The sequence below is a fragment of the Deltaproteobacteria bacterium genome (assembly GCA_029860075.1).
GTDB lineage: Bacteria > Desulfobacterota > JADFVX01 > JADFVX01 > JADFVX01 > JAOUBX01.
In genome coordinates this window covers 17,271-29,723 of record JAOUBX010000020.1, presented here as the reverse complement: position 1 = coordinate 29,723, position 12,453 = coordinate 17,271, and the positions used below count along the sequence as shown (strand labels likewise).

Annotated in this window: 13 protein-coding genes; 7 read left to right on the top strand and 6 right to left on the bottom strand. The window is 45.9% G+C overall.

All coding sequences use genetic code 11. The annotated features are described in order from the left end of the window. Positions 1–139: 139 nt before the first annotated feature. The gene (lpxC, locus tag OEV42_08105) at positions 140–1,060 is read right to left on the bottom strand and encodes a UDP-3-O-acyl-N-acetylglucosamine deacetylase (GenBank protein ID MDH3974228.1); all 921 of its coding nucleotides are present in this window, start codon (positions 1,058–1,060) and stop codon (positions 140–142) included. A 413-nt stretch (positions 1,061–1,473) separates the two neighbouring features. Here lpxC and OEV42_08100 point away from each other — a divergent pair, with 413 nt between their 5' ends. The 7 genes from OEV42_08100 to OEV42_08070 all read left to right on the top strand — a co-directional run bounded on the left by OEV42_08100 (position 1,474) and on the right by OEV42_08070 (position 8,660). Further along, positions 1,474–2,898, top strand: coding sequence for a phosphoglucomutase/phosphomannomutase family protein (locus tag OEV42_08100; protein ID MDH3974227.1), 1,425 nt, complete (start codon positions 1,474–1,476; stop codon positions 2,896–2,898). A gap of 200 nt (positions 2,899–3,098) precedes the next feature. After that, entirely contained in the window at positions 3,099–4,100 is a 1,002-nt protein-coding gene (gene rfaE1 / locus OEV42_08095) for a D-glycero-beta-D-manno-heptose-7-phosphate kinase (GenBank protein MDH3974226.1), read from the top strand. A gap of 9 nt (positions 4,101–4,109) precedes the next feature. Further along, positions 4,110–4,985, top strand: a complete 876-nt coding sequence (locus OEV42_08090) for a YicC family protein (GenBank protein MDH3974225.1) — start codon at positions 4,110–4,112, stop codon at positions 4,983–4,985. A gap of 27 nt (positions 4,986–5,012) precedes the next feature. Further along, positions 5,013–5,600 (top strand): guanylate kinase, encoded by a 588-nt coding sequence (gene gmk / locus OEV42_08085; protein ID MDH3974224.1) that lies wholly within the window; start codon positions 5,013–5,015, stop codon positions 5,598–5,600. 106 nt (positions 5,601–5,706) lie between these two features. After that, positions 5,707–5,907 carry a DNA-directed RNA polymerase subunit omega gene (gene rpoZ, locus OEV42_08080; protein MDH3974223.1) on the top strand — a complete coding sequence of 67 codons (201 nt, stop codon included), beginning with the start codon at positions 5,707–5,709 and terminating at the stop codon, positions 5,905–5,907. 208 nt (positions 5,908–6,115) lie between these two features. Then, positions 6,116–8,263: a bifunctional (p)ppGpp synthetase/guanosine-3',5'-bis(diphosphate) 3'-pyrophosphohydrolase gene (locus OEV42_08075; GenBank protein MDH3974222.1), complete on the top strand. Its 2,148-nt coding sequence runs from the start codon at positions 6,116–6,118 to the stop codon at positions 8,261–8,263. Between the two features lie 13 nt (positions 8,264–8,276). Beyond that, positions 8,277–8,660 carry a RidA family protein gene (locus OEV42_08070; protein MDH3974221.1) on the top strand — a complete coding sequence of 128 codons (384 nt, stop codon included), beginning with the start codon at positions 8,277–8,279 and terminating at the stop codon, positions 8,658–8,660. Here OEV42_08070 and rpmB read toward each other — a convergent pair. The 5 genes from rpmB to OEV42_08045 form a co-directional block, all read right to left on the bottom strand. Continuing rightward, a complete protein-coding gene (rpmB, locus tag OEV42_08065) occupies positions 8,657–8,848 on the bottom strand; it encodes a 50S ribosomal protein L28 (protein MDH3974220.1) in 192 nt (63 codons plus the stop codon). The genes OEV42_08070 and rpmB overlap by 4 nt on opposite strands. Positions 8,849–9,038: 190 nt before the next feature. Beyond that, on the bottom strand, positions 9,039–10,034 hold the full coding sequence (locus OEV42_08060) for a hypothetical protein (protein ID MDH3974219.1): 996 nt from the start codon (positions 10,032–10,034) through the stop codon (positions 9,039–9,041). Positions 10,035–10,102: 68 nt separating this feature from the next. Further along, a complete protein-coding gene (locus tag OEV42_08055) occupies positions 10,103–11,569 on the bottom strand; it encodes an ATP-binding protein (protein ID MDH3974218.1) in 1,467 nt (488 codons plus the stop codon). A 148-nt stretch (positions 11,570–11,717) separates the two neighbouring features. Next, positions 11,718–12,002: a hypothetical protein gene (locus tag OEV42_08050; GenBank protein MDH3974217.1), complete on the bottom strand. Its 285-nt coding sequence runs from the start codon at positions 12,000–12,002 to the stop codon at positions 11,718–11,720. Beyond that, entirely contained in the window at positions 11,999–12,358 is a 360-nt protein-coding gene (locus tag OEV42_08045; protein MDH3974216.1) for a class I SAM-dependent methyltransferase, read from the bottom strand. The genes OEV42_08050 and OEV42_08045 overlap by 4 nt, the downstream gene beginning before the upstream one ends. Positions 12,359–12,453 lie beyond the last annotated feature (95 nt).

Below are 12,453 nucleotides of genomic sequence, written 5' to 3'. Positions count from 1 at the left end.
AATATCAAGTGCACCAAAAAGATATAAAGAGCCACTCCGCCTTAAGCTGCGGGGAAAAGGCCTGCCGGGGCTTAAAAAGCGGTAAATAAAAAAAGGGCAGTATCAAACTGCCCTTTCCGGTCTTATATTACCTCTGCTATCAGGAAACGGAAGGTTTCATCATACCGAATTGAGGCACCTTGAACCTGACCTTTTCCTTTTCTTTCTTCTTGAGTTCAACAATTTTCCAGGCTTTGGAATCATTAATTACCTTTTTAGCCAACTCGAAGTTCAGCCTGTGACCTGACTTGTGCAGGGAAAGGTGACCTATTACCGGCATTCCGAGAATAGAAATATCCCCGATGGCATCAAGCATCTTGTGGCGCACAAACTCATCCGGGAATCTTAACCCACCCTCATTTAAAACCCTGAAATCATCAATTACAATAGCATTGTCAAGAGAACCGCCCTTTATAAGTCCCCGGCTTCTGAGGTACTCGACATCATTGAGAAAACCGAAGGTTCTGGCCATACTCAATTCCTTTTCAAAGTTTGTATCGGAAAAATTCATTTTATAGGCCTGTTTCTGCAACATGGGATGATCAAAGTCAACAGAGCAGGAAACCTTGAATTCCCTGGCAGGTGAAAGCTCGGCCCAGCCATGCTCGTCTCCGGTCCTGACGGTCTTCCTGATAACAAGAAAGCGCTTGCTCGTATGTTGAATTCTTATGCCCCCGCTTTTTATTAAAAAGAGTAAAGGACCGGCACTGCCATCCATTATCGGCACTTCAGGCGCATCAACCTCGACAAAGGCATTATCAATACCAAGGCCGGCGAAAGAAGCCATGAGGTGCTCTATAGTCGACACCCTCGCATCGCCTCTGCCTATGGTCGTTGCATGTGTCGTATCGACAACATTTTCAACGGATGCCTTTATGGTCGGTGAAGAAGGAAGGTCAGTCCTTATAAAGACTATCCCGTTATCTACCGGCGCAGGCCTTACCTTGAGACTTACCTTACTGCCGGAATGAAGCCCGATTCCTACACATCCAACTGATTCGGCTATCGTTCTTTGATACATGACATACACCCTTAATTAATTAAGTTAGCAAAAGTCAATCTTTTTACAGGGCCATACAATACAAATTGCATGCCAATGCAATTTCCTTCATTTTTTGCCCTTTTTTAACAGCAAAGAGGACGAAAACACCCCTTTTAGCATCAGCACAATCATGACTGTTGCACTTTTTATACACCCCACTGAAGCGTTTTAGACACACTAAAATATTTCAATTCAGTCCTTTTCAGATATCCCCTGATCCCATTTTCAAAAAAGCCATTTTATATGAAAAGGCGATCAAAAGTTTAATTATTTTTCCGGAAAAGAAACCCCTTGGCTCCCTTAAGGTGAATCCTTTATCCTTGACTCATAAAAATTGTAGAACTATAATCCTCGGAATAACTGAAGATCGTTCTAACTTTTGGGAGGATGAAGTGACAAAGATAAAATTCGGAACTTCCGGATGGCGTGCAATCCTGGCCGATGAATTTACTGTAGACAATGTAAGAATCGTCTGTCAGGCCATTGCCGACTACCTGAAAGAAAGCAACGAAGCCCGGAAAGGGATTATCATCGGTTATGATACCCGTTTTATGGGACAGCGGTTTGCCGAAGAAGCAGCCATGGTTCTTGCCGCCAACAAAATTAAAGCCTACCTTTGCACGAGAGACGTGCCGACGCCCGTTATTTCCTATGAAATAATCAAGCGTGGCCTTAACGGAGGCATTAACTTCACTGCAAGCCATAATCCTTCAGAATATAACGGGCTTAAGTTTTCTCCTGCATCAGGGGGCCCTGCCCTGCCTGAAACAACGAAAAGAATAGAAGAACTGGCCAATCAGATGATGGGTGAGGCGGCGTACAGGGAAATTTCCATGGAAGAGGGAAAGTACAGTCATTTTATAGAGTCCATCGACCCGAGAGATGAATACCTGGAAAACCTGAAAAGCAAGATTGACCTCGATATGATAAAGAAAGCGGGAATCAGGGTGGCGGCAGACTTTCTTTACGGCACATCGAGAGGCTACCTGGATACGGTTCTTCTTGAGGCAGGGTGCAAGATAAATACTATTCATGGCTACCTGGACCCCTATTTCGGAGGCAACCCTCCCGAACCGGCCGAGGAAAACATCAAGGAACTCATAGACCTTGTCAATGAAGATAATGATATCTGTATCGGTCTTGCAACCGATCTCGACGCCGACCGCTTCGGCATTGTCGACAGCGACGGAAGCTACATTGAACCGAACCAGATTATCGCCCTTCTTCTCGACTATCTGATCAAAAGTAAAAAATGGACGGGCGCTGTGGCGCGTTCCGTTGCCACGACCCACCTCATCGATGCCGTGGCAAAAAATCACGGCATCGAGGTGTACGAAACTCCTGTCGGCTTCAAATACATCGGCGAGTATATCTGCCAGGATAAAATCATCATCGGCGGCGAGGAGAGTGCAGGCCTTTCCATTAAAGGCCATATCCCTGAAAAAGACGGCATCCTTGCATGCCTCCTTGTAACCGAGATGGTTGCAAGCGGTGGAAAGTCGATAAAAGAGTTGCTCTACGATCTTTACAAGGAGGTGGGAACTATTGTTACCAAAAGGGAAAATATCCACCTGTCACTTGAAAAGAAGAGCGCCTTTAAGACAAAACTCGATTCCTACCCCGACGAATTTGCCGGATTTAAGGTAATGGAAGTAAACAAGCTTGACGGCACCAAGTTTCTCATGGAAGATGGAAAAAGCTGGCTTCTTATGCGTGAATCGGGAACAGAGCCTGTCGTCAGACTCTATGGAGAAGCTGAATCTGACCAGAAGCTCAAATCGCTCATGGAAGCAGGAAAAGAGTTTATTCTTTCATAAAAACGATTCTTCATAAATTTATCTCTTCTATAAACAAACAGAGGTTTTATTCCTGCATATTTCCAATTCCACACACAAAGCAGATCAAGATAAAGAAAGCCCCCAAATGGTATTGACAGTCCCCCCCAAGAGGGGACAATGCTCGTCTATCATGGCTTTACATCTCAAAACACCCTTTATCGACATGAAGGAGAGCGATATTGATTGTTGAAAGCAAAACATTATTCAGGCATATGGACAACTTCAGCGACAGGAAGATTCTTGTCATTGGAGACCTTATCCTTGATGAATTCATATGGGGAAAGGTAAGAAGAATTTCACCGGAAGCGCCTGTGCCTGTTGTTGAAGTGGAAAGAGAGTCACTGCGTCTGGGTGGTTCAGCCAATGTGGTTAACAACCTGAAGGCCCTGGGATGCAAGGTCGCCCTTTCCGGCGTTATGGGCAATGACTCCAATGGCGACAGGTTGAGAGACCTTCTGGAAGACATGGACGTAAACTGTGAAGGCGTCATCATTAAAGACAACAGGCCCACAGCCATAAAGACAAGAGTTATTGCCCAGCACCAGCAGATAGTAAGGTTCGACAGGGAAAGATCCATCCCTATCAAGGAATCGACGACAAAAAGCATACTGGCCTATCTGAAAGATAACCTTGGTGACATAGATGCCGTTATCATTTCCGATTATGGAAAGGGTGTTATCTCAAAAAAACTCCTCCACAGGGCGCTTCCTGAAATAGCAGGCAGGGGGATACCCATAGCCGTTGATCCCAAACCGGTCAACTTTCCCTATTACAAGGGAGTTACCGTAACAACACCAAACCATCATGAAGCGGCGGCGGCGGCGGATACGGAAACGGACTCTGAAAAGGGGCTTGCCGGAGCAGCGCAAAAGCTGCTTGCCAAAAACAAGGCAAAATCCATTCTCATTACGAGAGGAGAAAACGGCATGTCCTTATTTGAAAGTGACGGTCAGGTTACCCATATACCGACTGTCGCCCGCGATGTCTACGATGTGACCGGCGCCGGTGATACGGTTATTGCAACAATGGCGCTGTCCATAGCAAGCGGAGCCACACTGAAAGAAGCAGCCCTCATGGCTAACCATGCCGCAGGTATTGTCGTCGGCAAACTGGGAACAGCTACGACTACGGTAGAAGAACTTAAAGCCGCCATTAACGGTGAAGAAATTCAGGGAGCCTGAGAAAAGCATATGATAAAAAGCATGACAGGTTACGGCAGAGCGTCCTCAGCGTCGACAATGGGAGAAATCACCATAGAAATAAAGAGCGTAAACCACCGTTTCAGGGATATTTCGGCAAAGCTGCCGCCAAAACTCGCCTTCCTTGACAGCCAGATAAGAAAAGAGATAGAAAAGGTGGTAATGAGAGGGAAAGTGGACACCTTCATATCATTTGATAAAAAAGGTGAAGCGCTTGCATTGGAAGTCAACCTCCCTCTGGCCAGGGAGTATTACCGGGCCATATCGAGTTTAAAAGAGGAGCTTGCCGTTGAAAGTAATATAACTCTCTCTGAACTGGCTTCCGTCAAAGACATTATTAAATCTTCCGATGTTCCTGTCGATGAAGCTTCCGTCAAAAACCTCCTTTTTCCTGTCCTGTCACAGGCCCTTGCCTCGCTCGATGAAATGAGGCTCAAGGAAGGAGAAACATTGAAGAGGGACCTCCTGGACCGGCTTTCGGCAATAGGAAGCCTTTCCGGAGAGATCGAAGCGGGACAGCCGGAGCAGACAAGGCTCTATGCCGATAAACTCATAAAAAGGATTGGAGAATTGTCGGAAGGCATAGAGATCGACGAGAGCAGAATCACCCAGGAAGTTGCCATTATGGCTGAAAAAAGCGACGTAACGGAGGAGGTTGTCCGCCTTGACAGCCACTTGAAGCAATTCAGGGAGCTTCTGGACTCGGGGGAATCGATCGGAAGAAAACTCGACTTTCTCATCCAGGAAATGAACAGGGAAGTCAATACGATAGGCTCCAAAAGCAATGATGCCGGGATTTCGAGAAAAGTCGTTGAAATGAAAGCGGAAATTGAGAAAATCAGGGAGCAGGTCCAGAATATCGAATAGATCCGCTCTGCTTAAGGGAGAATGCACTTGAAGAGAAAGGGAATACTTTTTGTCATATCTGCGCCTTCCGGCGCCGGAAAAACAACGCTTTGCAGGGAGCTAATGAATACCTTCCCCGACTTAAAATTCTCCATTTCCTATACGACGAGAGATAAGAGAAAGGGTGAAGTTGACGGCAAAGACTATCATTTTACCCCTGAAGAAAGCTTCAGGAAAATGATAAGTGAAGGCGCTTTTGCAGAGTGGGCGGAAGTTCATGGCAAGCTCTATGGAACAAAAACAGAGGACATAAAAAAGGCAACCCGGGAAGGCAATGATATTATACTGGATATTGACTGGCAGGGAGCGAGACAGATCAGGGAAAAGATGGGGGAAGGCGTCTATATCTTTATTTTACCCCCAGGCATTGAAGAACTGGAAAAACGTCTCAGGGAAAGGGGAAAGGACTCGGAAGAAATTATCAGGAAAAGAGTCCGCAATGCCGGAGAGGAAATGTCCCATTCGTCCTGGTATGACTATAACATCACTAATGACGACCTTCCTCTGGCGGCAAATGCGCTAAAATCGATCATTGTGGCAGAAAGATGCCGCACATCATTATATTCGAGGCCTTAGTCTCACCCCCTTAACATGCGGAACAGGGCCTGACTATTTCTAGTTTTCCCTTCCACTTTCATAAAAAATGCTTTATAATTCATTAACATAACCAACGGAGGATTTAATGGCAAGAGTAACGGTAGAAGATTGTTTAACAAGTGTTGATAACCGGTTTGCCCTGGTAATGGTAGCGGCAAAAAGAACCAAGCAGTTGCTTGATGGCTCAAAGCCAAGAGTTACTGCCAGGCGTGACAAGGCGCACGTGCTGGCATTGCGTGAAATAGCTGATGGGAAAATTAAGGTTATCAAAAACTCAGCTTCCTGATTTAGCCTCCCGGTTCTTCTTTTCACTCCAGGGAAAGTAACAGGCTTGACCATCCAGGTGATTGATGAATGGCAATGCAGGTCTCTATCGTTTCATGAAGGTTTGCAAGGGTGGGTTAATCGTTAGTGGGGACCTGGCTGACTGCTTTAGTACTTTTCTCTTCTAATCATTCGATTCGTCCCTAACATTTGCAATAAGGTACGGTGCAGTGGTAAGACTTAATGACATCCTTGAAAAGATAGAAGAGTATAATCCTGCCGGCGACCTGGCTGTTATTAAAAAGGCTTACGTCTTTTCCGCCAAGGTCCACCAGGGCCAGAACCGGCTTTCCGGTGAACCTTACCTGAACCACCCCCTTGAAGTTTCAAGAATCCTGGCCCAGCTCAAAATGGATGTCCCCACCATCGTAACGGGCCTTCTCCATGACACTGTTGAAGATACGAAGGCAACCCTTGAAGAGATAGAGTCCCTCTTCGGCTCGGAAATCATGTTCCTTGTAGACGGCGTCACAAAAATCAGCAAAATGGTCTTCAGCACAAAAGAGGAACGCCAGGCTGAAAGCCTCAGAAAAATGGTCATCTCCATGGCCAAAGACATTCGTGTCGTCATTATCAAACTTGCCGACAGACTCCACAACATAAGAACGCTGCAGCATCACTCCCCCGAAAAAAGCAAGGCAATAGCCCAGGAAACTCTCGACATCTATGCTCCCCTGGCAAACAGGCTCGGCATTTCATGGATAAAGTCGGAACTTGAAGACCATTCACTTCGCTACATCAAACCTGAAATATACAAGGATTTGATTAAAAAGGTTGCCAAGAAGAAAAAAGAGCGGGAAAAGTACATCCTTGAAGTTAAAATGATTCTCGATGAGAAACTGGCTGAACATGATATCCGCTGTGAAATCTACGGAAGACCGAAGCATTTCTTCAGCATTTATAAAAAAATGGAAACCCAGGGTATTGATTTTGAACAGATAAACGACCTTATTGCATTCAGGATCATTGCCGAAAATGTGAGGGAATGCTACGAAGCCCTCGGTATTATCCACTCCCTCTGGAAGCCTGTGCCTGGCCGTTTTAAGGACTATATTGCCATACCCAAGGGCAATATGTACCAGTCGCTCCATACAACGGTAATCGGACCCAAGGGGGAACGTCTTGAAATCCAGATGAGAACGGAAGAGATGCACCGTGTTGCCGAGCAGGGCATTGCCGCCCACTGGAAATACAAGGAAGGCAAAGGGTTCAGTGAACATGACGATGAACGCTTCGGCTGGTTGAGACAGATCATGGAGTGGCAACAGGATATGCAGGACCCCAAATCTTTCATGGAGAGTTTCAGGACCGATCTCTTTACCGATGAAGTCTATGTTTTTACACCTGAAGGGGATGTAATAGAACTGCCCCTTAGCGCCACACCTGTTGACTTTGCATTCAGAATCCACACGGACATTGGCATGAAATGCGCCGGGGCAAGGGTAAACGGCGCCATTGTTCCCTTAAAGTATCATCTTAGAAACGGCGATACCGTCGAAATCCTTACGTCACCCAAACATACGCCAAGCAAAGACTGGCTGAGATTTGTAAAAACATCGAAAGCCAGAACCTCCATCATGCACTGGAGCAAGAAGGAAGAGAGAAAGCAGAGCATCGACGTTGGAAAAGAGATCCTCGAAAGAGAGCTGCGAAAAAGAGGAAAGAGCCTGAGCAAAATATTAAAAGACAAGAGCCTTCCCGATATGATGAAAGCATTTCACATCAAAACCGAGGAAGATATGATGTCGGCCATCTCCTACGGAAAAATCACTTCCACCCAGCTAATCGAAAAATTATTCCCTGAAGAAGGTGAGAGTGGAAAGAAAAAGAAGAGCAAATCCAGGCTTGACAGTATCATTGAAAAAATCTCTTTTCAGAAGAAGGGCGCCGTAGAAATTCAGGGAATCGATGACCTGCTTATCAGGTATGCCCAATGCTGCAATCCCATTGCGGGAGATAAAATTATCGGTTTTATCACAAGAGGGCGGGGTGTAACGGTCCACCGTATCGACTGTGCACATGTTCAGGAAAGTGATCCCGAAAGGAGAATCGAACTTCAGTGGAGCAAAGATGCCGTCTTTACAAGGCCCGTAAAAATCAAAGTCATCTGTAAAAATGAGAAAGGGCTTCTGGCCAATTTGACGGCCAGGATCAGCGACGAAAAGCTCAATATTAACAGCGCCCAGATTAATACGGCTCAGGCCAATGCCTGCTGTATTTTTGAAATAGATGTTCAGTCGCTGGCACACCTGGAAAAAGTGATTAATTCCCTTCAAAAGGTAAAGGGAGTGTCCAAAGTCGAAAGAGTTTCAGCATAAGAAAGGAAAGTTTATGAACAAAGAAATCATTAAGACAAATAATGCGCCGGCGGCAATCGGCCCCTATTCGCAGGCGGTAAAAGCGGGCGGATTTATTTTCCTCTCAGGCCAGATACCACTCGATCCGGCGACAGGGAACGTAGTTGAGGGAGGAATAAAGGAACAGACGGAAAGGGTAATGATGAACCTGGAGGCTGTCCTTAAAGCGGCAGGCGCAGGAATGGAAGCCATTGTAAAAACAACGATCTACCTTACCAGGCTGTCAGACTTTTCAACGGTTAACGAGATTTACGGGAATTACTTCAAAGAAAATCCCCCTGCAAGGGCCACTGTTGAAGTAAGCAGCCTCCCCAGGGGGGTAGAAGTTGAGATTGAAGCAGTCGCTCTGGCCGGTTAAGCGGCCTTGGTTACAGCGCCTGACCTGATACAGCGGGTACAAACCTTGATCTTTTTCACCGTGCCGTCTACAACGGCTCTTACCGTCTGAAGGTTAACCTGCCAGGCGCTTTTTGTCTTATTATGAGCATGACTGACGTTGTTGCCAACCATGCGGCCTTTTCCACAAATTTCACATACCTTTGCCATTACAAATCTCCTGCTAGAATTTAAATTAGCCCATATATATAGCACAGGCAAGCGTCGATTTTCAAGAAAATTCATGAAAAACTCTTTTGCGCCCTCGACGGTAATAATTTTAACCGGTTTTTAAAAAAAAGATTTCTCCCTGCAGTCGAAATGACGGGACAGGAGAAAATTGATCGGCAACCGGCAAAGCCTAAGGTCTGGATATAGGCTTGTCATAGGATAACTTCAGGATATTTCCGTTAGAACTGAAAGAAAGGAGATCGCTGGAGCAGCTTACCCGCACCTTCACTTCCCCTCTTCCGGAGCTGCTCACATAACTGGAAAGGTCTCCCGGCGGGACAAGATCATCGATGCCTATCTCCTCTTCCCCTGCCTCACGTGAATCGAGTTCAATCCATACTTCCAGGTCCCAGTCCCATATATGCAGGCTCTGGAAACAAGACTGGCTGTTATTACCCGCATAAGCTATCTTCAGATCGCGCCCCCTCCTGTCTATCCCATTAAAAAGGGCATACCAGGAAGTCATATAGGGCGCCTGTGCCGTTGCCCAGACACGGTAATACCTGTCGTCATCGAGATTGAGCCGGTTTGCTGTTCCATTAGCGCCGCTCCCCACCAGCTTTACGACACTGATGGGATTTTTCGTCTTTCTTATTAAGAGAGCGCTTATGACGAATGAGGGAGAATGGCTATGGCCATGGATTTCCCATTCAGAATAGTAGGTTTTCGGCTTTTTGCAGGCAAGGCCCCCTTCCTGATAAAAGACCTCATAGGCCACAACCTTTTCCCTGGCCTGCCACTTGTAGGCGACGCCATGCATAAGACCGGCCACATTGAGTGGGCCATATTCAAAGGCTCCGCAGTCCCTGTTAGTCCTGCTGATGAGGGGAGAGTTATGTGTCGGATTGCCGGTAAAATCTTCAACGGCAGGTCTTAGTTCAACTTCCAGAGAATAGTCCCAGGGACAGTCGTTGAGGGAGCAGCTTGTTGTCCTCGCCGAGAGGCTTAGAGAAGCAGTCTCCACTTCAGAACCCATCTTTACGGGAAAGCCCTTTTGATCCCTCTGCGCCAAACCTTCAGGTGCCCGCCGGCCGGCCATGGACTCCGGTTCCCGGGCCGGAAGCGTTCCTGCCTGAACCAGATAAAAGGCCAGCATTACAGTTATGAGAAAAAAAGACCGGCTCATACTTTATGAGTATAGCAGATATAATGTGAGGAAAAAGCAAGTTATGGACAGGTATAAAGGGGGAAACATTACCCGCCTTCACAAACTGCCTGTTTCCCCGCTTTAACACCCTCAATGGGCAGCTCGACGGTAAAGGTCGTCCCCTTGCCTACCTCACTTTTTACAGAAATATTGCCGCCGTGATTCTTGATTATATTGAATGACATGCTCAAGCCCAGGCCTGTCCCTACACCGACAGGTTTTGTCGTAAAAAAGGGCTCAAATATCTTTCCCATTTTTTCTTCCGCAATGCCCTGCCCTGTATCGCTGATCTCCACAAAAACACTTTCCCCCTTAGTGGTCGTCCTTATAGCTATCTCACCTTCATTCTCTATGGCCTGGGCCGCATTTACCAGCAGATTCATAAAAACCTGGTTCAGTTGCTGGGGATAGCACCTGATCCGGGGTATTTCTCCAAGCTCCTTCCTTACCGTCGCCACATATTTAATTTCATTCTTTACGATATTAAGGGTGCTTTCAATCCCCTTGTTAATATCAGCAAAGATAAGTTTGGCTTCGTCAATATGTGAAAACTCCTTCAGGTTCTCCACAATTTCCCTGACCCTGTTTGTGCCGTCGATGGATTCTTCAATAATATTTGAAAGGTCTGCCATAATGAAATCGAAGTTTACCTTACCCTTAAAGTCGACAATCTCCTTTGCCTGGGCAGACAATTCGCTATGAGCGCTTTTTTCAGCCACAGGCAGGATACTTTCAATCTTTTCAATAAACCCCTTCATATCACTTAAATATTCACGGAGTGAACCAAGATTGCTGTTGATAAAGGCAATGGGATTATTGATCTCATGGGCAACACCGGCAGCAAGCTGACCGACACAGGCCATCTTTTCGCTTTGCAGCAACTGGAACTGGGCCTGCTGAAGTTCCTTATAGGCCACTTCAATATCATCTTTTGTTTTTTCAAGATCTTTCGTTCTTTCCTTTACCTTGATTTCAAGTTCATTTCTGCTCTCATTAAGGGCCCTGTTTTTTTCTTCAAGTTCAAGGTTGGCAATTTCCACGTTATTATAAAGATAGGCAATCTGCTTGCTCTTTTCTTCAGATTCCTTGAGGGCACATTCAAGTTTATAGGTAAGCTGGTCGATACTTCTCATCTCGTTCATAATCAAAATCATTCCAATAAGGCCCCCTTCCCCGTCCCGCATGGAAGAGCCGTTAAAATCAATAGCGATTTTTTTACCGTTTTTCTTGATACATGCAATGGGATAATTATTAAGAGCCACCCCTGAAATCAGTTTATCCATAAAATCGGCAGAGTTAATACTGCTATCATGGACAATATCCCCGAAACCTTTTCCCTTCAGTTCCTCTTCACAGTAACCCAGCAGTTTCTCGACCGCGCTATTTGCCATGATAATGGTGAGGTCCTTATCTATAATAATAAGCGCATGGGGAAGATTATTGAGAATAAGGGAGGGTGTTGCAAATATTTCATCCTTCTTTTTTTTAACAGGTAAAACCTTTAAATCATCCATAAAACATTACTCCCCCGGAAGCCTTTTAAAAAAAAGACTGCTATTCGCCCCAAAGGGGCAGTCTTTTTTAACAGGCTGACAATATTGAGTTAATCCTATAAATTACCCCATGTCAAGGTGTGAAGGGAGGAAGCGGTTTCAACTATGCCTAAAGAGGTTTTTCTGCAAACACATAAGCCCGGCGGCTTTCATACTCCACGCCGGGATAGGGGGCTCTCTCCATTAGCTCTATTTTTTTAAAGCCCCTCTTTTTCAGACAATCGGAAATAAATTGAGCAGTAAAAAACATGAGATCCAGGTCAACTTCCCTGCCGAGAAACTCATCCACGTGAATTGTCTCCTCTCCAATATGATATGTAAAAAGGAATAGGCCACGGGGCTGCAACACACGAAAGACTTCACTAAAGGCTTTCTCCACCTCTTCTTCCGTCAAGTGAACAATTGCGTAAATGCGACGATACCGGCTATTGAGTCCGTCTCAAAGGGGAGGTCAAGAATATCCCCCTTTCTAAAGTGTATCTCCGGGTGAAGCCTTACGGCCTGTTCCAGCATTATTTCCGACAAGTCCATTCCCGAGATTTCAATACCGAGGTCTTTCAGGTATTTTGACGTATTACCGGGTCCACAGCCCAAATCCCGGACAGGCTTTCTGCCCTCGATTTTTTGCGCAAACCTGCCGAGAATTTCCCGGTCTTTCCTTTTCTTCTCATGTTCACCGGAAAAGGCTTCCGCCCATTCTTTTGCTATTTTATCGTACCGGCTCTCTACTTTTCTTGAATTCTGTCCCATAATCCTATGCCCTTTCTCCCATAAAGGGAATGAGATACGGAATGATCGGCCAGTTCGACATTTAGTGCTTGCAGCTTGTTAATATATGCAATGCT

Excerpts from the sequence above, each read along its gene's own strand:
- OEV42_08090 (MDH3974225.1), top strand. The coding sequence starts at position 4,110 with ATGATAAAAAGCATGACAGGTTACGGCAGAGCGTCCTCAGCGTCGACA.
- OEV42_08045 (MDH3974216.1), bottom strand. The coding sequence starts at position 12,358 with ATGGGACAGAATTCAAGAAAAGTAGAGAGCCGGTACGATAAAATAGCA.
- lpxC (MDH3974228.1), bottom strand. The coding sequence starts at position 1,060 with ATGTATCAAAGAACGATAGCCGAATCAGTTGGATGTGTAGGAATCGGG.
- OEV42_08060 (MDH3974219.1), bottom strand. The coding sequence starts at position 10,034 with ATGAGCCGGTCTTTTTTTCTCATAACTGTAATGCTGGCCTTTTATCTG.
- OEV42_08070 (MDH3974221.1), top strand. The coding sequence starts at position 8,277 with ATGAACAAAGAAATCATTAAGACAAATAATGCGCCGGCGGCAATCGGC.
- rpoZ (MDH3974223.1), top strand. The coding sequence starts at position 5,707 with ATGGCAAGAGTAACGGTAGAAGATTGTTTAACAAGTGTTGATAACCGG.
- OEV42_08055 (MDH3974218.1), bottom strand. The coding sequence starts at position 11,569 with ATGGATGATTTAAAGGTTTTACCTGTTAAAAAAAAGAAGGATGAAATA.
- rpmB (MDH3974220.1), bottom strand. The coding sequence starts at position 8,848 with ATGGCAAAGGTATGTGAAATTTGTGGAAAAGGCCGCATGGTTGGCAAC.